This window comes from Psychrobacillus sp. NPDC096389, assembly GCF_044762855.1.
Lineage (GTDB): Bacteria > Bacillota > Bacilli > Bacillales_A > Planococcaceae > Psychrobacillus.
The window spans coordinates 134,861-158,719 of record NZ_JBIWFB010000009.1; the positions used below are offsets into that span (position 1 = coordinate 134,861).

At 36.6% G+C, this 23,859-nt stretch carries 15 protein-coding genes; 1 reads left to right on the forward strand and 14 read right to left on the reverse strand.

Annotated features, from left to right (window positions below; genetic code table 11):
- Nucleotides 1–85: 85 nt before the first annotated feature.
- From ACIQ38_RS18995 to ACIQ38_RS19030, 8 genes are all read right to left on the reverse strand, one after another.
- Nucleotides 86–1,450, reverse strand: a complete 1,365-nt coding sequence (locus ACIQ38_RS18995; protein WP_402826771.1) for a sigma-54 interaction domain-containing protein — start codon at nt 1,448–1,450, stop codon at nt 86–88.
- Between the two features lie 91 nt (nt 1,451–1,541).
- Entirely contained in the window at nt 1,542–3,908 is a 2,367-nt protein-coding gene (locus ACIQ38_RS19000) for a polyprenyl synthetase family protein (RefSeq protein WP_402826774.1), read from the reverse strand.
- Between the two features lie 172 nt (nt 3,909–4,080).
- Complete coding sequence (locus ACIQ38_RS19005) at nt 4,081–5,142, reverse strand: LLM class flavin-dependent oxidoreductase (RefSeq protein ID WP_402826777.1); 1,062 nt, start codon at nt 5,140–5,142, stop codon at nt 4,081–4,083.
- A 175-nt stretch (nt 5,143–5,317) separates the two neighbouring features.
- The gene (locus tag ACIQ38_RS19010) at nt 5,318–5,824 is read right to left on the reverse strand and encodes a YehS family protein (protein ID WP_402826780.1); all 507 of its coding nucleotides are present in this window, start codon (nt 5,822–5,824) and stop codon (nt 5,318–5,320) included.
- Nucleotides 5,825–6,741: 917 nt separating this feature from the next.
- The gene (gene pstB / locus ACIQ38_RS19015) at nt 6,742–7,512 is read right to left on the reverse strand and encodes a phosphate ABC transporter ATP-binding protein PstB (RefSeq protein ID WP_402826783.1); all 771 of its coding nucleotides are present in this window, start codon (nt 7,510–7,512) and stop codon (nt 6,742–6,744) included.
- A 62-nt stretch (nt 7,513–7,574) separates the two neighbouring features.
- Nucleotides 7,575–8,402, reverse strand: coding sequence for a phosphate ABC transporter permease PstA (pstA, locus tag ACIQ38_RS19020; protein ID WP_402826786.1), 828 nt, complete (start codon nt 8,400–8,402; stop codon nt 7,575–7,577).
- A 1-nt stretch (nt 8,403) separates the two neighbouring features.
- The gene (pstC, locus tag ACIQ38_RS19025) at nt 8,404–9,318 is read right to left on the reverse strand and encodes a phosphate ABC transporter permease subunit PstC (protein ID WP_402826789.1); all 915 of its coding nucleotides are present in this window, start codon (nt 9,316–9,318) and stop codon (nt 8,404–8,406) included.
- Between the two features lie 46 nt (nt 9,319–9,364).
- Complete coding sequence (locus ACIQ38_RS19030) at nt 9,365–10,198, reverse strand: phosphate ABC transporter substrate-binding protein (protein WP_402826792.1); 834 nt, start codon at nt 10,196–10,198, stop codon at nt 9,365–9,367.
- A gap of 469 nt (nt 10,199–10,667) precedes the next feature.
- Here ACIQ38_RS19030 and ACIQ38_RS19035 point away from each other — a divergent pair, with 469 nt between their 5' ends.
- Complete coding sequence (locus ACIQ38_RS19035; RefSeq protein ID WP_402826795.1) at nt 10,668–12,350, forward strand: methyl-accepting chemotaxis protein; 1,683 nt, start codon at nt 10,668–10,670, stop codon at nt 12,348–12,350.
- Between the two features lie 79 nt (nt 12,351–12,429).
- Here the strand turns inward: ACIQ38_RS19035 and ACIQ38_RS19040 are convergent, their stop codons facing one another.
- From ACIQ38_RS19040 to ACIQ38_RS19065, 6 genes are all read right to left on the reverse strand, one after another.
- Nucleotides 12,430–13,716, reverse strand: coding sequence for a glycosyltransferase family 2 protein (locus ACIQ38_RS19040; RefSeq protein ID WP_402826798.1), 1,287 nt, complete (start codon nt 13,714–13,716; stop codon nt 12,430–12,432).
- 1,089 nt (nt 13,717–14,805) lie between these two features.
- The gene (locus tag ACIQ38_RS19045) at nt 14,806–15,474 is read right to left on the reverse strand and encodes a vWA domain-containing protein (RefSeq protein WP_402826801.1); all 669 of its coding nucleotides are present in this window, start codon (nt 15,472–15,474) and stop codon (nt 14,806–14,808) included.
- A gap of 351 nt (nt 15,475–15,825) precedes the next feature.
- A complete protein-coding gene (locus ACIQ38_RS19050; protein ID WP_402826804.1) occupies nt 15,826–17,001 on the reverse strand; it encodes a DHH family phosphoesterase in 1,176 nt (391 codons plus the stop codon).
- 277 nt (nt 17,002–17,278) lie between these two features.
- Nucleotides 17,279–18,643 carry an MFS transporter gene (locus ACIQ38_RS19055; RefSeq protein ID WP_402826807.1) on the reverse strand — a complete coding sequence of 455 codons (1,365 nt, stop codon included), beginning with the start codon at nt 18,641–18,643 and terminating at the stop codon, nt 17,279–17,281.
- A 110-nt stretch (nt 18,644–18,753) separates the two neighbouring features.
- Nucleotides 18,754–19,671, reverse strand: coding sequence for a LysR family transcriptional regulator (locus ACIQ38_RS19060; RefSeq protein WP_402826810.1), 918 nt, complete (start codon nt 19,669–19,671; stop codon nt 18,754–18,756).
- A 1,106-nt stretch (nt 19,672–20,777) separates the two neighbouring features.
- Entirely contained in the window at nt 20,778–23,837 is a 3,060-nt protein-coding gene (locus tag ACIQ38_RS19065) for an MMPL family transporter (RefSeq protein ID WP_402826813.1), read from the reverse strand.
- Between the last annotated feature and the right edge of the window lie 22 nt (nt 23,838–23,859).

The window sequence follows — 23,859 nt, forward strand, 5'->3', positions numbered from 1 at the left end:
AACATGTCTAGATTATTTTATTTTCTTGGGCAAGAAAAAAATCCAGAATATCGGAGTCCTTTCCGAGATTCTGGATTTTATTGAATTACACAGTAATTCCATACTTTTTAATCTTTTCATATATAGTTGAATTGCTAATTCCAAGTGCTTCTGCTGCTCGATTCTTATCGAATTTACAAGACTTTAACATTCTTTCAATTTCTTTTTTTTCCGTTTCTTCCACTATTTCTTTTAACGTTTTGTTTTGGATTTTCTCAGAATCCCTTTTTATATATTCCGGTAATGCATCAATTTCCATTACATCCTCATTAGATAAATGGACACCCGCATCCATTACATTTTCTAGTTCCCTAATATTTCCTGGCCAACTATAATTTCTTAGCAATTGGTATACATCATCATGTATGGAATTCACCCGTTTTCCGATTCGTGCTTTTGCTTTTTCAAAAAAATGATGGATCAGTAGCGGGATATCCTCCTTTCTCTCGCGAAGGGGAGGACTGACTAATTGAATTGCGTTTATTCTATAATATAGGTCTTCCCGAAATTCCCTGTTTTCGATCATTTTCTCTAATGGTCGATTAGTTGCAGCTATTACACGAACATTTACCTTTTTAGGTTGTGCTGCTCCTACAGGTTCATACTCTCTCTCCTGTAACACTCTGAGTAATTTGACTTGCATATGCTGCGGCATATCCCCAATTTCATCTAGAAAGATAGTTCCTCCATCCGCGCTTTGGAACTTCCCTACTTTTCCACCCTTTTTAGCACCTGTAAATGCGCCTTCTTCATAGCCGAACAACTCCGATTCGATGAGATGTTCTGGAATCGATCCACAATTCACACTGACAAAGGGTTTGCTACTACGAAGGCTTAGTTGATGAATACTTTGTGCAATTATTTCTTTTCCCGTTCCGCTTTCGCCTCTTATTAACACGGAGATGTCTCCTCCAGCCACTCTTTTTACACGCTCTTTTAGCTCGTTCATCTCATAAGAATTGCCGATTAAATCATGTAAAGAATACCTTGCCCCATTTGCTTGAATTACTTCAGGTGTATATAGATTATTTCTTGCTAATAGCTCTTTAATATTACTATTCATTTTTTTCCAATCATCTAAGTCGCGAAAAATAATCGTCCCAATCGCACCGATTATCTCCTTATTTTCAAAGATCGGGATTCGATTTGCAATAACAAAACTTCCCCTTAGAAATTGTAAATCTGACATTTCCGGTTTTCCCGTTTGAACGACCAAATGTAATCTCGTATTTTCAATATGATTGACGATATATCCCCCAATGATATCATCTCTCTCTACTTCCAGAAACTCGCAATATTTATTGCTTATATATTGTATTTTCCCATTATTATCAATGATAATTGTTCCATAGTTTGCATTCTCGAATACTACATCTAGAAGTTTATGATTAAATAGGTTTCCAGATACCAAGATTACTTCCCCCTTTTTTCATCTCCCCTCTTATATGATAACCGAATTTTCGAAATCAGAGAACCTTGCCTTATTTTATGAGAATGACTATTTAATAATCTCTATTTATAATATAATTTAAAAAATGTTTTAAAAATGCCATATTACGTGGTACTTCTCCCAACGTTTCCATTGCAATACAGTAATTTTCCCACATCTCTTTTTTAGCTTCTTCAATACCTAATATGGAAACAAATGTGGAATTTTTATTTTCCTTATCTTTGCCAATGGATTTTCCAAGTAAATTAGTATCCCCTTCCACATCTAAAAGATCATCTTTAATCTGAAATGCTATACCTGCGTGACGAGCAAACTTTTTCAATGCGTCCATTTCTAATTCTTCTGCCCCGGCGAGAATTGCTGGCATTAGGAGGGAAGCTTCAAATCCTAGACCAGTTTTATAAAAGCACATCGTACTTAATTGTTCTATCGTCAATTGTTTGCCTTTGGAATTTAAATCCATCGCTTGCCCTCTAGTCATATTCGCTGTTGCTTGCGCGGAATAGCGAATTAACCTAAGGACAGTATCCGAATCGAACTGATCAAGAAATGTTTGTTCCTCTAGAGCTTTTTGCGTTAGGAAAAGGCCAGTCAATTCAGCAACGGCAATGTTATGCTCCTCATGTACGGTGGAACGTCCTCTGCGAGTAGATGCATTATCTTGGGACGGCAAATCATCAAAGATCAAAGAGGCAGTATGCAAATATTCCAATGATTTTAATAGCGGTTCGATTGCTGAATGTTGTAGTCCATATGCGTTTACACCTATGAACCAAGTAATAATCGGTCTTAATCGCTTTCCTTCCCCTTCTAAGCTGTAATTTGCCGCTTCTACTATAGACTCTTCCATCAACGACATATTTTCTTTTTGAGGAATAGATAGGTTTTCGTTAATCTGCTGGCGTACCTTTTTAATGGTACTTGAAAAGTCGTCTTGTTCTTTTCGTTCATTTTTCAATGTAGTAATTATATGGTCTCGAAGTAGTTTATCAAAGAAATCCACATCATCTGCTCTACGAACCATGTCTTGAATCAGTTTATTGAATGAAGGATTCCCAGAAGCAAATAAATTTATGATTTCATCGTATTTTTCAGTGCCCACTCGTTCTTTAAATCGTTTTAATCCGTTTATGGCACGATCTAAAATTACTTCACGAGTCTTTTCATCTGAGGCATATACATGATGAATCAAATTTGATATAACTGTCCAGTACATTTCAAAGGGGTTTATTAAATCAGAACGTTTATCATGGTATTTCAAGTAATAGGTATAAGGTGTAACCGCACCTTCTTCCATGTCATCAAACATATCCGCAAAGTCATCCGCCAATTGATTGTAAATGCCATAAAAGAATGTCCGATTATCAAACTCTTTATCTTCCGAAGCACCGATTACAGAACGAACTATCAAACGGGAAGAAGAGGATTTTAAAATGACAGGGATATAAATTTCTTCATTCGTGTAATTTGCATTCGATAAATCTTTTACTCTATCCACTTCTTGGGAATTAAAAAATATATAAGATTGCTCGAAAAAGTTTTCTCTTGTTTCTTGTCGCTGATGATCCTTAATATACTCATAAGCTTCACGAAGTTCTGAATGAATATATGTAATTAAATCAATATTATTTTCGGGCCATTCTCCTAATTCCGGAACCGTTCCTGTTAAGAGTGTGCTACGAATCAAATTGGAATATTGTTGTTCTTCTTTATCGGTTAGAATTTTGGCATCTAATAGATCATCAATAAACGGATAAGTCAGACCATAGGAATAACCAAGCCTAATAGCCTTACCAAGTCTCAAAGTACGTTCTTCAGCAGATGTTTCATCGTCCATCTCTTCCAGCTCTTGCATGAGTACGCCTGCAATAATTTTAATAAGTTTACGCTGGGCATGCTCAGCATCCATCCCATTTGGAATATTCGCAGATACTTTCCTCAGTTTGTTGATCAACCAAATTAAGCTAGATTCAATTCCCTCCTTCTGAGCAATCCGATATAATTTGGCCATGCTAAACGGCTCGTCTGTATCACCTTTTGTTAGATGGCTTTTTAAACTATCCACTACACGTCCAATCCTTTTCCCCGTATCGGGTGAATCAAGTGCTTTTCCCAAATCTCGCATAAAAATATAAGAAATACTCCGGTCGAGGTAGCTATCTAGTTTGCCAGTGTACTTTAGCCATTGAATATAACTGTGGTACCCATGAGTAGTAGATTTGCCCTTTCTACGAGAAAACAAGGAAAACCAAGAAGGATGATGAATATGATTATGCTTCCATAATTGTATATCTTCTGTAAGAGTTGACACATATGTCTTTTCTTTTACTTGTTCATCAAGTGATTTAAAATAATGGGCAGCTTTCTGTTCTGCCTGCCTATAGCATTCATCGGCATTTATTACTATTACCTCGTTCATACCATAACTCACCTTCAATTCCTGTTCTATTTCATACTTGCCTGAAAAGTTTTGACCTCTAATTAACAATCTATTCTATTGAAATTTCTTAAATTCCTATTTTATTTTTCTTAAGCAGTGAAAAAAAAACAGAATGAAGTCTGCTTTCCCCACTCTGTTTTTCGATTTATCATTATAAGGTATTTTCTGTTTCTGCTTCCCACCGAGCAATTTCAGCTCTGACAATTGGTGCTACTTCTGTTCCAAGCAACTCAATAGCTCTCAATACATCTTCATGGGGCATAGAACCTACCGGCGTATGTAACATAAAACGTGTAATACCAACATTTTTACGAAGGAAAATAATTTTTTCCGCTACGGTTGCTACGTCTCCTACATATAATGCACCTTCTAAACTTCTTGCTGCATCAAAAGTTTGACGCGTATATGGTCCCCAACCACGTTCTTTTCCTAAAACATTCATCGCTTGCGCGGTCGGTGGATAAAACTTTTCAATTGCACTATCTGTCGTATCCCCTACAAAACCATGTGAATGGGAAGCTACTTTTAGTTTCGAAACATCATGTCCAGCCTGTTCTGCTGCTTGCTTATACAGATTGACAATTGGTGCAAACTGTAACGGGCTTCCACCAATAATCGCCAACACAAGCGGCAATCCAAGAAGACCAGCACGCACAGCAGATTGTGGCGTTCCACCACTAGCTATCCAAATAGGTATTTGGTCTTGGACAGGTCGAGGATATACGCCAAGATTATTAATAGAAGGACGATGCTTCCCACTCCAACTTACTTTTTCCGATTCATTAATTTTCAATAACAAATCTAGTTTTTCATCGAATAACTCATCATAATCTTGTAAGTCATAACCGAAAAGCGGAAATGATTCGATAAACGACCCACGACCAGCCATAATTTCTGCTCGCCCATTGGAAATAGCATCGACAGTTGAAAACTCTTGGTATAACCGCACTGGATCGTCCGATGATAATACCGAAACAGCGCTAGTTAGTTTAATGTGCTTCGTTTGTGATGCAGCTGCCGCAAGCAAAACAGCCGGCGCAGAACAAGCATAATCCGCACGATGATGTTCTCCCACACCAAAAACATCCAATCCTATTTTATCTGCTAGCACGATTTCCTCTACCACTTCCCGTATACGCTCCGCATGGCTGATCACTTTTCCAGTTTCTACATCTGCTGTTGTTTCTACAAATGTCGTGATACCGATTTCCATTATGAGTCCTCCTCTTAAAAGTTCAATGTAATTTATATATGCAAAGTTAATGATACATTTTTGAAAAATGATTCTCAATTTTCGTGATTTGAGTTGATTGACCTTTAAGATATTTACCCTTCAAAGAACCGAAAAGAACTAAGAAAGTAGCCCCTTCTTAGTTCAATTCCACTCATTATTGTCTATATTTCAATGCCAATCCTCGTAAAAACTTACGTGCAAAATTATCTCCGCACACTTTATAGTTTCGATGACCTTCTTTGCGCAAAATAGCTCCTAACTCACCTTTCGATACTGCAATGCCGCCTTCATCCAATATATCGAGCATATCTTCGGTCGTTAATTGCAAGGCTACTTTCAATTTCTTCAGCAGCATATTATTAGCACTTCTTTCAGGTTGTGTAGGAGCTTCAGGTTGTCCTGGTCTTGGTTCTTGCTTACCTCTTTTAAATGTAACTAGGCCATTCAAAAAGACATCTAACATTTTATGTGTGCATTTTATTTGATCTTCAGTGCCCTCTTCATCCACTTCATCATCGTATTCATCTTTTGTTTTTGTTAGTATCTTTGGTAGTTCTTCTTTCGTTACTTCCATACCACCAAGTTTAAAAATCTCAATCATGTCGCTGTTTTTTATATCCAGTGCGTATCTTAGTCGAATTAATATATCGTTGTTATCCATTTATAAGCCTCCTAATATTACCTAATAACTCGCCTTCTCACTAATCTGTTAGCAGTTACTAAATTATAGCAGAGATACGGTAAATTCACCTATACAAACAGCAAGAACATGTGTAATTAGTATAAGAACAAATAGGCAAGCACCTGTCTTTGCCCCAATGTAGCAAATAGAAATAATTAGTGTTAATGGGATGTCACACATAATAGTGATACTGCGAGGTAGTTACCGCTATATTTCCGCCGGGCGAGTGACGAGACGCAACATCGCTAACGCTCTTGTAGGGTTTCACACCGGCGTCCAAAATCCCAAAGAATGGCTAAGGGCAATCAAAAAGCTATTATAAGCAACTAATTTTAGTATTAAAGCAACTAAAATCAGTATGAGAGCAACTAAACTGCAGTTGAAAGCAACTAATTTCTCACAATAGCAAGTTTACTTGGATTGAGTCGGCCATGATTTAGGCGTATTATAGGAATAATATGCCTAAAAGCCCGTCGAACCTGGTTGGTCGGCATCTGCTCGACTAGTTTATCGTGTTCAAAGGCAAGATTGTCTCGTTCGACCATTCAGTGTTAATTTCGGACACTAATAAGTAAGTTTTTTCCGTTGATTTTCGCTGCAGGACGGCGACTCCGAAGGGATCAAGTGAGTAAGATGAGACTTCACAACGTACGCCTAAGCGGCGGTGAAGGCTCATCACTCACCCCACGGAAAGCGTCCGTCCTGCAGCGAAAATCACAGTGGATCCTAAGAGAGCAATATACCGCGCAGTATCCCTATACTGCGCTCGATTTTAAGAATTGGCTTAACTTACTTATGTTTCATGCAATTAGTTATCCACTTGTATTGAATTTTCTAATTACCTAAGCAGAAATAAAACTGGAGAAGAAAATCATTCATTTCCCCTCCAGTTTTGGTTATCCAAATCGGCCGGATATATAGTCTTCCGTTCTTTGATCTTGCGGTGTAGAAAAAATAGTATCGGTATCATCGTATTCAACTATTTCTCCATTTAAGAAAAATGCTGTTTTGTCAGAGACTCTTGCAGCTTGTTGCATGTTATGTGTAACAATGACAATCGTATAATCTTTTTTCATATTTGTGATCAGTTCTTCTATTTTTAACGTAGAAATTGGGTCTAATGCAGATGTAGGCTCATCCATTAAAATAATATCTGGTTTCATCGCAATAGCCCGAGCAATACACACCCGTTGTTGCTGACCGCCTGACAATCCAAGCGCTGATGTTTTAAGACGATCGTGTACTTCATCCCAAATCGCTGCACTGCGCAGACTCTCTTCTACAATTTTATTTAATTCTTTTTTATTTTTAATGCCTTGCATTCTTGGACCGTAGGCAACATTGTCATAAATGCTCATTGGGAATAAATTTGGTTTTTGAAATACCATTCCTACTCTTGTTCGTAATTTGATGACATCATTTGATTTGTAAATGTCTTCGTTATTAATAACAATATTACCTGTAATTTTCACACCATCAATTAAATCATTCATGCGGTTTAATGTGCGTAAAAAAGTTGATTTACCACAGCCTGAAGGGCCAATCAAAGCAGTAACCTCTTTTTCATGAATAGCAAGATCTAATCCAAATAGCGCTTGTTTCTCCCCATAAAATAAATTTAAATCCTTAACATTAATAATTGATGTACCTTCTTTACGTTGCTCCATCTGCTAAAATACCTTCCCTACTTGAGTTATTTTGGTCGTTAGCTCAGCATGTTCTCATACGCTTATTTATTCGTTGCTTTGTTAAATTTTTTCGAGATATATGTTGCTGAAAGATTGATCGCTAAAATAATTACGATTAAGACAATACCTACTGCAGCAGCAAGTTCAATGTCACCAGACTCTTGTGTTACTAAATAAGAATGGACAGTTAAAGTTCTAGCTGATGATAAAATACCCTCTGGCATAGCTGCTACTGTACCAGCAGTTAAAAATATTGCAGCTGACTCTCCAACTATTCGTCCAACTGAAAGAATGATTCCAGATAAAATCCCTGGCATAGAACTTGGCAAAATTACTTTATACAATGTTTGTAATTTTGTCGTTCCAAGCGCCAAGGAACCTTCACGATAGGAACGTGGTACTGTTTTTAATGCTTCTTCTGTTGTTCGAATGATGACAGGTAACACGATAATCGTTAAGGTTAAGGAAGCTGCTAAAATGGACATACCTAATTTTAAAGTTGTTACAAAGAATACCGCTCCAAACAAACCATATATGATCGAAGGAATCCCTGTTAAACTTTCCGTTGCAAAGCGTATTAGACTAACTAATCGTCCTTGTTTCGCATATTCCTGTAAATACACAGCCGCTAAAATTCCGATAGGTGTTGCAATGACCAATGAAATAAGGACTGTATATACAGTTGTTACAATCATCGGCCAAATGCCACCATCACCAGCTGGAGAATAATCTCCAAAGATGAAATCAAAGCTGATCAAGCCCATCCCTTTATAAAAGATAAATCCAACAATCATAAGGAGGACGGCAACCGATAAGAAAGCTGATAACCATAACAGTGCACGTAACAAGTTATCTTTAAATTGTCTCATCTTAGTTACCTCCCTTAGCACTTATTTTTGCTAGCACAAAATTCAAAATCAAAATAAATGAGAATAAAACGATTCCAGTTGCAAATAACATTTCTTGATGAGTACCGAATGCATAACCCATTTCTAATGCAATGTTTGTTGTTAGGGGACGTACACTATCTGTGAGACTAGTTGGAACGATTAAACTATTTCCAGCTACTAAAATAACAGCCATCGTTTCTCCTATTGCTCGTCCTAACCCTAATACGATTGCAGTCATAATACCTGATTTAGCTGCTGGTACAATGACTTTAAAAATTGTCCCAATTTGCGATACTCCTAAGGCATATGAACCTTCTCTATATGTTTGTGGCACTGCACGAATCGCCGTTTCTGCTACAGTTACAATGGTTGGTAACATCATGATTGCGAGCACAAGAATAACTGCGAGTAAGCTTTGTCCTTTCACTAGACCAAACGTATCTTGTAAAAATGGAATAATGATCGCTAATCCAAATACACCGTATAATACAGATGGGATACCTGCTAGTAACTGAATTGCTGGTGAAATAATTCTGGCTATCCTTTTAGAAGCAATTTCGGCTAAGAAAATCGCTGTGAATAAGCCGATAGGAACTCCAATAATTAAAGCGCCAATTGTTGCGAAAATAGATGCAACAATCATTGGGAATATACCGAATTTATCTTCACTCGGTACCCAATCAGTTCCAAAAATAAAGTTTATAAAGCTATAGCCCTCTGCAACAAAGGGATGAGCTCCTTTATAAAATACAAATCCAATGATTAACAATAAAGTGATGACAGAGAGAAGTGCACAAATCAAGAATACTCTTTGTGATAGTTTCTCTAACATATACTTCCTTTTATTAGCTTTGCCGATTTCTACGGATTGCTTGTTAGTTGTTGGGATAGACACCTTATACCTCCAAAATTATGTCGTTGTCTTCCTTATCACTCGTGATCTACTTTACTGGAATAGCTCCTGCTTCTGCTGCAATGAGTTGTCCCTCTTCACTTAGGATAAAATCTATAAATCGTTGTCCAGCATCTGTTAATTGTCCTTCTTTATAGACAAACAAGAATGGTCTAGACAAACTGTATTTTTCTTGTAGCACATTTTCTGCAGTTGCTTCTACGCCATTAATATCGATTGTTGATATCGTTTCATCAATATATTCAAACGAGATAAAGCCGACTGCATGTTTATTGTTTGCAACTGTTGTTTTAATATTTCCATTACCACTCGCGATAATTGCGTTTCTTATTAATTTACCGGAACTGTAGTCTACAATTTCTTGAAATGCATCACGTGATCCTGATCCATCCTCACGAGAGACTACTACGATTTCCATGTCGTCTCCGTCAAGTTCGCTCCAGTTCGTCACTTCACCAGTAAAAATTTTCCTTACTTGTTCCATCGTCAGATCTTTCACCTTATTAGTTGGATGGGTAACTACTACAATTCCATCGTAAGCAATCACAACTTCTTTCAAACCATTCGCTAATTCTTCTTCTTTTAAGTCTCGCGAAGACATGCCTATCTCAGATACTCCACTAGTGGCGTTGGTAATTCCTGCAGAAGACCCAATTTGATTTATTTCAATATTTGTATCAACTTCCTCTGTATATTTGTGCGCTAACTTTTCAGCAAGCGGTCCTACCGACGTAGATCCCGAAATAGATACTGTACTACCACCTGACTTTTGCGTATCATCACTGCTAGTCGTACATGCTGATAGGATAGTAAATATAGACAGCATTAATAATCCTATTTTTACTTTTTTAAAACTAATCATTTCTTACCTCCAAGAAATATGTTAGGAATTTTCTATGTCGCATTTTGTCTAATAATAGAATAATGGTGTAGTGTAAATTTTCATTAGGACATTTGTAAAGGTTTTGTAAATTTTATTAAAAACAACATACTTAATGTTAAAAATATTTAAAATTTTAGTAAATGGAAGTTAACTTAGGATGAGTTTAAATCGCTCATCTATGACTTTCCATTTATTTCCTAATCGCTCTTTATCCAACGCACAGGCATAATAAAAAACAGCAAAAATTATCAGTGATTTTTACTGTTTTTCATTCATACATAATTTTCTTCTCTACTTCTCTGGCCAACAAGTACTTATAGACAGAACTTTCAATCTTATAAAATTTGGTTGGTAATAATACTTGAATTCGAACTAAATCATCCGATAGTAACTTAGTATACTTAAATATCAGGTATGAAGAAGACTAGAGAGAGAAGGATGTAGTAAAATGTTTAACTTCAAAAGTATCAAAAGCAAGTTATTAGCCGCGTTTTCGCTAGTAATAGTGCTTGTCCTATTATTAGGGATATATAATATTTCTGTTGTCTTGAAGAGTAATCGAGATGCGGAACAAGTTGTGGAAAAAGAACTGCCACTATTAATCGCTAATGAGCAAATGGCGTTGACAATGGCAAATAGGATATCTACTGCCCGCGGTTATGTATTATTCGGCGGGGATTATAAAGATCGTTTCAATGCTTATACGGAACAAGGTAAAGCATATGAAGCGGTTATCAGGGAGATACGAGATACTGAGGAATTCGATCAATTAATCAAGGAGACAATTGCTTGGAGAACGATGATTGATAAAGATGTCTTTCAGGAGTATGACAAAGGCAATAAAGAGGTCGCTCTAAGCAATTTAAATACATCTACCGAACAGGTCCGTGAAATCATGGCCGGTTATGAAAAAATGGCCAAAGATAGTGAAACAACGATAAATGAGATTGAACAATCCATTATCGAAGGTGGAGAAACAACATTCCGTACAGTCATTATTGTTACTGTTTTAGTAATCTTACTGAGTATGGGAGCAGCAATCACAACTGCAAACACAATTACTAAACCACTCAAAACCGTAACAAATCGCTTGAACAGGATAGCCAAAGGAGATTTAACTGGAGAAGCTCTCGACATACGTTCTAAAGACGAAGCCGGACAACTTGTCCGTGCAACCAATGAATTGATCGATAATAATCGCCAATTATTAAACGAAATCAATGTCGTCTCCAAAACGGTAACGGGTCAAAGTGAAGAACTGATTCAATCCGCAACTGAAGTGAAAGCAGCCACTTATCAAATTGCGACAACGATGTATGAATTGGCTGCTGGCTCAGAATCACAAGCCAAACATGCGAGCAGCTTATCCGAAGTAATGGAGTCATTCACTGTTAAGGTAGAAGAAGCGAATGAAAAAGGAGAAAACATTCAACAATCGTCCGAAGAGGTTTTAAAGATGACTGCAGAGGGCGGCCGTTTAATGTCTGCATCCAATGAACAAATGGTCAAAATCGATCAAATCGTGCAGCAATCTGTAGAGAAAATCCGAGGACTGGATGTGCAAACCCAAGAAATCTCCAAGTTAGTTGAAGTAACAAAAGGTATCGCCGACCAAACAAATCTATTGGCGTTAAATGCAGCTATTGAAGCGGCGAGAGCAGGAGAACACGGAAAAGGCTTTGCTGTGGTCGCTGAAGAAGTGAAAAAACTAGCCGAACAAGTTTCCATTTCAGTCACAGATATTACAAGCATCGTGGGGAGTATCCAACAAGAGTCTAGTTCTGTAGCAGAATCACTACTAGTTGGTTATGAAGAAGTAGAAAAAGGAACAGAGCAAATTCAACGCACGAATGAGACATTTACTAACATCAATCACGCTATAACGGCAATGGCTGAGCATATTCAGACTGTTTCCGAGAACTTAGCGGACATCGCAGCAAACAGCCAAGAAATGAGAGGATCGATTGAGGAAATTGCCTCTATCACCGAAGAAGCAGTCGCTGGAGTAGAGCAAACTTCCGCTTCATCCCAACAAACAAGTGGTTCCATGGAGGAAGTCGCTGGCAGCGCCGAGCAACTTGCCAAATTGGCCGAAGAGTTAAATGGCTTAATACTTCGATACAAATTATAACAACGAAGAGACCCATGGATAGGAGAATCCATGGGTCTTTCCTTTATTCACGGGAGAAGTGCCATCATCCTTTTAGCCATTAGCGTACATCATCCAACGATTTCACTACTGTATGAGCAATTGGTTTCCATTCAACTTTCTTAAAAAGAGCAACGATAGAAATCGGAATATAAGTAAACATAAAGAATGGAAAAGTAAATGTATAAGCAATCTTTTTCCAGCCCGAACAATGGATTTTTTTCCATTCTGTCAAAGTGGTAATAAATCCAAGTGTAAACAGAATTCCATAATACCAGCCGAAGGAATTTAATAACACCATTGTAGTTGCATGGATAATCTCTTTCCCATCAAAAAATCCTAGTATACCAGTTAGGTAGAATAAGCCATTTACCATCATACTAAAACTGGAAACGAGCATTGCCGGCATAATCGTCATCGTCATATCGAAACATGAAAACCGATTATGTTGCCCTCGAAAAGTATTTCTAAGCAAACTACTTCCGTATTTAGCAAAGACCTGGTAAAACCCTTTTGCCCAACGTAGCCTCTGATGCCAGGACTGATCAAAGGTGACCGGTTGCTCATCATAAAACATAGCATTTCTGCTGTATCCAATCTTTTCACCTTTAATTATTTGAGAAACGGAAAACTCAATGTCTTCTGTAAGGAGATGGTGAATCCAACCTCCATTGCCTTTGATCAAATCAGCATGTACCAAAAACCCTGTTCCAGATATTGCACAACTAGTGTTAAGAGCCATTCTTGGAAGGTTGAGATATTCAGCTTCATGTAGGAACCAGAGTGCATAACCTGCCGAAATCCAATTTTGGTCATAATTTTTGGAGTTTCTATAACTGGTTATTACCCTATAACCTTTATTAAACGTTTTATTCATTTCTCCTATATAATTCTCATCAAGGAGATTATCGGCATCAAACACAAAATAACCTTCATACTTTTTGAATGAATATTCCCTTTCGATAATTTTGATCATAAAGTCGAGAGCATATCCCTTTCCAATGTTAACCTTATTGAAGCGCTCCTTAACGATTGCCCCAGCACTCTTTGCAACCTTGGCTGTATCATCCGTGCAATTGTCTGCTACAACGAAAATATCAATCAATTCCTTGGGATACTTCTGGTTTTTTATGCTTTTGATCAGTTGTCCAATGACGAGTTCTTCATTTCGAGCAGCGATGATTACTGCGTATTTGTTGGGATGACTATTCTCCATTACAGTTTTTTTATTTTTTTTGTTCTTAAATGCAACAATCATATAAACAAACTGATACGAATACATCAATGCGAATAGTAAGAACATGAAAAAATTAAAATCATTAATAAAAGTTAATAATTGAGAGCCCAATCCGATCCCTCCATGAGGTTATCATTTTATTTTTAACATACTTCGGCTTTTTTGCCTAAACTTTGTGTAGTTAAAAGGCATCAAGCGTAACTTACTATCCTTTAAAAAATAAGTATATTACATCAATTTACAGCTCCAATTAAAAATATGTAAATTTTCCGTAAATTCTTGTCGTTTAGTGAAGAGTTTAGTTACTAAACCAAATCCACCATAAAATCTATAAGCTAAATATGATATACCCTCCTGCTCTATTTAATAAACTATTAAACGGGATAGATGGTCGAAAGATTGATAGAGAGATATGTCATACTCTCATCCCCTATTGATCTTTTCCATGTACCCTAATGAAACATATTAAGGCCAGTATTCTCCTAAAAACTGAAAACTAGACATGCTCATCACAATCAATTTGCTTATACACCAGGTGAACATTATCTACTTATTTTCTCGAAAAGAATCCAGAGAGGTTAGCAAGCCAAAGAATGAATAGAAATAGGCGTTTTATCGTTAACGAGCTGTTTCTCTTAGGACAATAAGCGGCTCATATTTACGCTTGCAAATTTGCTAGATGCCAAACAAAGGATTTACATCAAGATGCGACAGAGTAGTTAATAGCGGTTAAATTATTACTACACTTTGGGAGGAAGGGATTGATGTTGTTATCTATATTGTCCATGAGGATATTACTTCATCTACGGTTATGAAGTTTAAACACTTCTATCATCGGATAAATGATTTGTGGAAGAATGACTTTTGGAGACGTGATAAGACGAGTGGCGTAACCTAAACGCTGAATATATGGGGCTTTTAGGGGTAGTAAAGATATAATAAAGAACTGCACATTGGCATAAATGCATGTATAAGGGGAGTAATCATATTACTAACAGTTTCTTTTACAAGACGCCTTTTCATTGGCAATTATTATAATCTTATATGTTACATTTTATTAAAAGTATTAAATAGTGAATTGGAAGTACAAAGTAAAGAGTAAATAGAAGTGTCTTCATAATATTAAAGATGCACCAATGTACACTGCTAAAAGGAAATTGTGTATCCGAGAGTTCGTCAAAGTCTCTCGGATACACAAACTTATTTTAATACCTTCTTTTCTCTTGCCTCTTTCAACCACATCGGAAACTCGTTAAGCAATTCGTTGTATAAATCATCATCAGACATTTTCTCTATTTCCAAAATGTGAAAGAAACTTGCATTATCGATAAAACGTCCTTCCATTACATCCAATTTTTTTAAGACTTCAAAATTGGAATCTCCCACTCCAACAAATTGCCAAAATATCGGTTTGTCTGATGATTGCACTATTGGCTTTTTTATCCCTGTCTTACATCCACCATCATTAATAAATACAAGAAACACTGGTTCCTCACTAGAGTCTTCCCGGATATATTTTTGAATAACGTCCTCCATGACTCTTGGCTCATCATTCCTGCCAAATTTATGCACGGATTCATTTTTTAAGATATATTGATCAACGTATCCATCAAAGTTCTTTTCCGTCGCGGCAGGAAGACGCGAAAACTCATTATCATACACCCAAACATCTAGTGCCCCGTCATCATCGAATTGACTCGCCACAGCTAATACACGTTCTACAACCTTTTGTACTTCACCACTTTTATATAAACTTCTCATAGAGCCTGAGATATCTAAAACTAAGCCAACTCTCGCCTTCTCGTTCACTAACTTTTTCTTTTCAAGAATAATGCCTACTTTCTCTTTCCTTAATGATATTGATGACAATTGAATCACTCCTTCTTTGATTTTTACCCTAAAATAAATCATCACTTATGCCTTCTATTTTCACCCCTTTTCTCATTTAAAGAATTATTCTAAATTATTTTTCAGAATATTAAATCTAGTAATTTTTCTTTTAGTTTATCATAATACGGTCTGGGAAGAGTACAAAATGCCATTTTATATTTTCGTCATGTATGTGTTAATTATTTTTACTCGTAATTTTAGTCCAATGTAATAGATAATCTTCCTACATAAAAAAGCCCTGAAATCTAATTTAGATTTCAGGACTTAATTAAAATATCTCCTTCAAGTTCAATTACATACCAGATTAGTGGTAACTCTTATTAATTCTCGTTACCTTTTTACCTCATTCATTAAATACTCGACAAAATGTTCATCCCTTACAAGCCAAGCTTCATAATTTCGCTTTAGAAATTGCTCGGCTTCTTCAAAATTTGTAAAGGTTTGTTCCATTATGGCTTTATTTTTTTCAATCATCCAGCTCTGATCATTTATTGGATAAAGAAGAAAAACATCTTCCCTTCTATTTTTGTACAACGAACCAAATAAAGACTGTTTCAAATTATAACGATTTCTACTCGCATCTTCTTGTATTGGCTCTAAATGAAATGTATCTAATACAAACTGCTTATATGCTTCATCTGTTAAAGAACAACCGGATGCTTTCTGATGTCCGCCACCACCGAAATATCCTGCAACTTCAGATACATCTATATGATTATGAATCGTACGCAATGATACTCGTTTTGCCCCCATATTTAATATTGCGATATAGTCGAGATGAGGATTTTCTTTCCCTAGTTCGTTTCCTAACTCGGAATGATAGGATTCTGCATAAACAATACCAGCCATATACTTCTCAGTTTCTAACTGTACGATTTCCCTTTTTTTCCGACGAATGTAACGATCTATTTTATCTTCTTCCATATTCAGCAATTTCTTTTCAAATTCATCAAAATCAAAATGTTCACTTGTAAGAAGGCGCTCTATCATTTTTTCTTCAAAATCATCAATAGACACTAAATAGAAGAGCGAATTTAGCGAATGAGCTTGATGGTTCTCATTCTTTTCCCACTCCCATGTATCATACTGCCGAACTAACTCCACAAATTCACTAATAGCATCCGTTGCTTCTAACAGTTTATTCTTAACAAGATATTGATAATATAAGGATGTAGCTGAAGTTAATTTTCCTTCATCATCTTCAACTAATACATAACCCCATTCATAATCATTAAAATGTAAAGCCGTTTTGTGATGATCAAGTAGTTGAACTTTCCCTTTTGCACCATAAAAATCATGGAGCCTCTTTTCATTTTCTTTATTCGGAGACAAATCAGTAATAAATAAAAACGTATCTGGATGATCATTTTCTAAAAAAAATTCTATCTCACGATTTAGCGATGCTACCGAATTATATCGCACCTTCACTTGCTTACCAAAAGCAAGCTTTGCTAAAATGCCACATCCTACCCCATCTAAATCATTATGAGACAATAATTTATACATTCACTTCACCTCCATCTTAGTATGGTTATGAAACGAGTATTTTATAAGGAAAAAACGTATTGAGCATTTTGCATGTAATTATTATTGATTACATATAAAGAGGAATCAGCGTGAATAAGTCTCACTCTAATTCCTTTAAACCAACTATCATTCAGATGTCATTTGGTCCTTTTTATAAAGGTCCATTAAATACTTTATTAAATATGCCTCGGCGTATTTGCTTTTGCTTCCCTTCGTTCAGCTCCGTAGAAATTATCTGCTGAATGTAGCGAAGTCTTTATAATCTATTTGCAAAAGATTTTAAGGTTGGGATTTTATTAGAAGTTACTTGTTTCTCTACTGCATAGTCTGCCTTGTCTTCACGAATGAAGCTCATTGCGATTGCACCAAAAATCGCAGCAATACCAATCGCAAAGAAGTTAAACTGAGGTTGAAGATTAAAAGTTAATAGAATTCCCATATAAGTTGGAGCAACAATGGAACCGATTCGTCCGAATGCCATTGTACTACCGAGTGCTGCTGCTCGTACATCGACTGAGTAATACTCCGCCACATAGGCATTAGACATATTTTGTAAACCTATTGTAGAAGCCCCTATAAGTGCAATTAGCCCATAAGCTATATAAATATTTTCCGAGTAGCCGATAAACACCAATGATACAGCCCCTACTATATAAAGTGGGATAAGCACACGTTTGAAACCAAATAATTGAATAAGGTTTCCGAATATCATTGTTCCAATAATAGCCCCTACTTGTAGTACCGCTACAAACAATAGACTTGATTTTAGATCATAGCCAACATTCATCATTAATGTCGGAAGCCATGTATTTAAAGAATACATCAGTATAAATGTACAGAAACAAGAGAGCCAGAACATCATCGTACTTAAAGCAAGCTTGTTTTTAAAAAGATCACGAACCGAAGATTTTTGTAGCTGTTCCTGTTGGACATATGTAAATTGGACGTCTTTCGAAAGCGTTGGATCTATTTTTCTAAGTACAGCAACAAGACGTTTTGGATCCTTTTGTTTCATTAAAGAACTAATCGATTCTGGAAGGATACGTATAACAAATGGCAATAAAAGTAGTGGTAATCCACCAATCCAATAAACTGGCTGCCAACCTAATTTTTCAAGAAATACTTGACCGCTAAATGATGCAATTATTGCACCAATAGAGTAGCCACAAAAAATAAATGAAATAATAGCGACACGGTATTTTGTCGGAGCATATTCTGAGATTAAAGCCGCGATATTAGGCATAACCCCACCAAATCCTAACCCCGCAATAACACGACAAATGACAAAGAATACAGGCGTCGATGCAAATCCAGATAATAATGTAAAGAAACTGAATAAGAAAGTTGTAAAAATAATAATGCGTTTTTTCCCGAAACGATCTGCATATAGTCCGAACAAAACAGCACCAATTGCCGTACCAATTGTCGTATAACTACCGATTGACCCTGCTACTATATCCGAAATTCCCCAATCTGCTTTTAAAAGAGGAATGGTCGCCCCATAAATAACAACATCGTAGCCGTCGAACATCATGATAAAAAATAAACAAACAATCACAATATAATGAAAGCCCTTTAATCTACTCTGATTAACTATTTCAATAGGGTTCACTTTATTCATGGTAACCTCTCCAATGCAAATTGAATTTGATTTGTAATGTAAAGAGATTGTAGCATGATAAAACTGCTCATATATAACACATAAAATGTATCACTAGCTATAGTTTAAAACTATAGACGGACTTGTTCTTCCGCAATGGTTTCTTTTAAATACTCAATATAAATGCTCGCTAATGGACTTTGTTTGACGTTTTTATGTGTAATATACCCAACCGTAATCCGTTCATCTACATGTAAAGGAATTGAGACGATATCTTTACTATTTAGTTCATGACTAATCACACCCGTAGAAATTGTATAACCATTTAATCCAATTAGTAAATTAAAGAGTGTGGCCCGATCACTGACAGTAATATTTTTAGGTCTGGAAATCGTACTTAAAATTTCCTCCGAAAAGTAAAAAGAATTATAATCGCCTTGTTCGAAAGAAAGATACGGATAAGGGAGTAAATCTGTTAACGTCACAAAGTCTTGCTTGGCGAGTGGATTTCGCGAGCTAATAAATACATGCGGCTTTGCTTCAAATAGCTCATGAAAAAGAAGATTACCTTCTCTAAGAAATTTATGAATGACTTTATTATTGAAGTCATTTACATATAAAATGCCAATTTCACTACGAAGGTTTTTCACATCTTCAATTATTTCATAAGTCTTTGTTTCTCTTAAAGTGAATTCATACTCATCCCGATTGTATTCTTTTAGTAAGCGTACAAATGCACTTACTGCAAATGCATAATGCTGAGCCGATACAGAAAAATGCTGTTGCAATGATTGCGTATTGGAATATCGATTTTCCAATAGTTCAGCTTGTTCAACTACTTGCCTCGCATATCCTAAAAACTCGGCCCCTTCAGATGTAATAATAATTCCTTTATTCGTCCTCAAAAAAATGACTATGCCAATTTCAGTTTCCAACTCTTTCAACGCATTCGAAAGACTCGGCTGACTAATAAATAAATTTTGTGCAGCCTTACTGATGGAACGACTTCTTGCAACTTCAATTACGTACTTTAATTGTTGTAATGTCATTGATTTATGCCTCATTCCAATACAATTTTCTAATCTTCAATGTACTCAATTAGTGCAATTCTTGCAACCTCAAAACACATAACGGGTTTTATAGATCTCTTAAACCGACCAAAATGAAAGCACCTGTCACTAATGGATATGACATGAGGAACAATGAAGGGAATGTTCTACATTATAGGGAAAATGCGTCTTAGTGAGTTGTATAAAGTGTCCGCAGGGATTTTCGCAGCAGGGTGGACGCTTTCCGTAGGGGGAGCGATGAGCCTTCACCGCCGCGCCTACGCGCGTACGTTGTGAAGGCTCATTTTACTCACTTGATCCTACTGGAGTCGCCTCCCTGCTGCGAAAATCCAATGGAGTTTGCTTACTTACTCCGTATTGACTTGCAAAAAAATAAAACCAACTACAATTTTTCGGTTACTTTAACCCAATAAATAGCTTAGGGCAACAAATCGTTCATTGAAAGCAACTAATTCTGCTCCGAAAGCTACCAAACCAGCGCGAGAGCAACTAAATTGCCATTGAAAGCAACTAATTTCTTACAATAGCAAGTTTACTTAGATTGAGACGACTATGATTTCGGCATATTATAGGGATAATAAGCCTAAAAGCCCGCCGAACTCGCCTGGCCGGCATCTGCTCGACTAGTTTGTCGTGTTCAAAGACTAGTTTATCTCGTTGGCGGTGGGTATTGTCTCATTCAACCATATATTGTAAGATTTGAAGCTGATTAGCAATCAAATATTGAATAAGCAAGTGATTTCCATTGATTTTCGCTGCAAGCGTCGACTCCAGCCGGATAAGTGAGCAAAATGAGACAGCCCAACGTACGCCTAAGCGGCGGGGATGGCTCATCGCTTACCCAGCGGAAAGCGTACGATTGTAGCGAAAATCTTAGCGGCCACCTAATAGGGCTTTACGACGCATTATCCCTATATTGCACATGAACTGATGATAAATCTAACGCGTTAGCTCCAATGAACTAAATATCCTATATTATAAAAAGTTTTATCGCTTATAACATATATTTTATTATTTCCTAAAGCAAAAAAAGAAAGAAATGAATCATTTAGTAAAAATGATTCATTCCCTTCTTTATTACAATCTTATATCCTCTTTTTTTCCTTAGAAAATAAATTTGCTAGTGCATCTGGTAAAGCCATCAATGCCGGAACAAAGAGCGGCAATAAAATAAAGCATAGCACAATCAGCCCTGTAATGACCGCAATTGCTAATTCCGTTAACAAGATAATTCCGGCTGGTATTAATGTTGCAAAAGTACCGCCAAGTATTATTACTGCTGAGATGATAACACCACCAGTATGCTTAGATGCTAACACAATGGCTTCTTTTGGAGATAGATCCGGATATTCCTTAAAGCGCATCATCAAGAATATGCTATAGTCCACTCCAAGTGCCACAATGATAATAAAGGAGAAGAACGGTACAAAGGAAGAAATCCCCGCATATCCTAACAGATTTAGGAAAATGAAATTGATAATGAACATCGCTGTATAGTAAGCTCCAACAAGAGATGCCGTAATAAATACCGGTGTCCAGAAAGAGCGAATAACCAAGAACAAGACAAGCAATACACCAATAATTACGATTACCGTTGTTCTGCTTAAATCTCTTGATAAAACATCATTCATATCATTCGTAGTCGCACTTGTTCCCACTGTTCCACTTTTCGCATCTGAAAGTACAGTACCTTTTAATCCATCTGAGAGTGTATCATTGATTTGATTAATCGTTGCCAATGCTTCGTCAGAATAAGGATCATCTTTTAAAACAATGGTCATTTTGGTAATTTTACGATCTTCCGACATGAATGCATCCAACGATTTTTTAAATTCCTCGTTAGTTAATGCTTCCTCTGGTATAAAAAATGTCTTATTGGTATTTAACTGAGTTAAATAACCATTTGTTTGCCCAAGTCCATCTGAAATACCTTGTAATCCATCGTTTACATCTGTTAATTTTTTACCGAATTCACCGAATCCACTTAGACCTGCTATTAGCTGCTCTTGACCAGCCTTCATTTGACCAAGTCCAGTATTGACAGCATTCATATTCGTAACGATTGTGTTAATGCCTGAAGATGCTTGTCCAAGACCAGTCTTTAACTTTTTCAAACCATCTGCCATCTGAGTTAAACCGTTACTAATGTTTGCAAGATTTTTATTTGCATTATTAAAGCCTGCAGTGACCGTATTATAATTTTCATTTAATGCAGCTATACTTTCTGGCGTAATTTGGTTTAAGGAGTTTGATAGCTGATCAATCGTTTGTTTCAACGCCTGGAAATTTGCATCACTACTAGAATCTGCATAACTACTAGCTAATGCATCAGTCATAGATTTCATTTGTGTTAATGCATCTTTAACCCCAAGTAATGCCTTTGCTGCATCTTGATAATGTGTTCCCATCTCAGCGTAGCCAGCTTGCATTTTTTCATAACTGTCGGCTAGTACGGATACACCACTACTCATAGCTGAGAGATTCGTTTCGATAGTAGACAATCCATTATTAATCGTTTGTGGATTGCTTGTCCCATCATCGATTCCCGCTTGGATTTGTTTTAATCCACTTGTTAATGCTGTCATACCATCTTGGAGTTTTGCAGTGCCGTCGACCATTTTATTTACTTCAGAAAAGTCGGCTGATTCAAGACCTTTTTGAGCTTCTGCCAACCCATTATAAATTTGGTCAACTCCATTTTGCGTTTGGGAAATTCCTTCTGTTACACTTCCCATTTGGCTGTCGACATAAAAGTCAGCAATTTGTTCCCCTTGAGGCTGCGTCACGGAAGAAACCATTTTGACACCTTTTAACGCCTTCAATCTTTCTGCTATATTATCAAGTACAGCAAGCGTTTCATTTTGATCAAGTGCTTCATCGTTTTCAATAACTACCGTAGCCGGCATCGCTTGCCCTTTCCCAAAATGATCGGCTACTAGATTAATAGCTTTTGAGGAAGGATAGCTATCTCCAAGTTCTCCGACCGTATCAAAGTTCAATTTCTCTTCATGAAAGAAGATCATTGGACCAATGATTAAAAGAATAATCACCGTGACAAGAATGGGATGTTTTATACCAAAGGAAGAGGTTTTCTCCCAGAATTTATTTTCTTTATGTCCACCAGCATTTTTAGATGGCCAGAAAATTTTCTTACCTAACACTTTCATAATAAAAGGTGTTAATGTCAAAATTTCTAATAATAATATGGTGACGCCAATGACGACGACAACACCAGATTTATAGATTGGTGACTCAGAGAAAACAAGCGCCAGGAATGCAATGAATACAGTAAGAATACTATATGCAATTGTTTTACCTGCTGTTTTATACGTATTGATGATCGAGTCATCTATTGAGTGCCCTTGCCCCAGTTCTTCCTTAAATCGGTTAAATAAAAGGATATTATAATCCGTTCCAATCCCAAAAAGAATCAGCACTAATAGCATTTGTGTAAGACTCGTTATTGGGAAATCTGCTTTATCAATTAATTGCGCGGCAATCCCCATTGAAACAAGATATGAAAACGCCACCGCTATTAGGGAGATAAATGGTGTAACAACAGATCTAAAAGCAATAATCAGTACTACTAGAATAAAGATTACTGTCAATGCAGCACTTTTTTCAACACCAGCTTGCGATGCCTTTAAATAGTCATTATTAATAAAATCTTCCCCGCTAAGATAATACTCAACTGGTAGACTTTCCAGTTTTCTTTCAAACAGTTCTTTAATATCGTCTATTTCTCGGCCTTTTTTATCAAGCTTATAGCTTACCATTAAGGTTGTACCATCATCTGAAACTAAAGAGCTTTTTGCATCAGGCATACTGAATGGGTCAATCATGTCGGTAACACCAAGTTCTGCACTACTATCACGAATTGACTCTACTGCATCTCCTATTTGCTTCATTTCTTCATCAGATATTTTTTGTTCATCGTAAAAAACTATTAGATTGTCTGTACCCTCAGTAGTATTCATCTTGTCCAAAATTTCCCCTGCCATTACAGAGGGACTGCTACTGCTTGTACCTTCTTGCCCTTGTTGCCGTAGTATCGCATTAATATCAGGCTGAATGACTGTTAATAATATTGTCGCGATAAGCCAAATGGAAAAGATGGCCCAACGCCCTTTTATAATACTTTTCACCTTATATCCTCCATTATTAAAT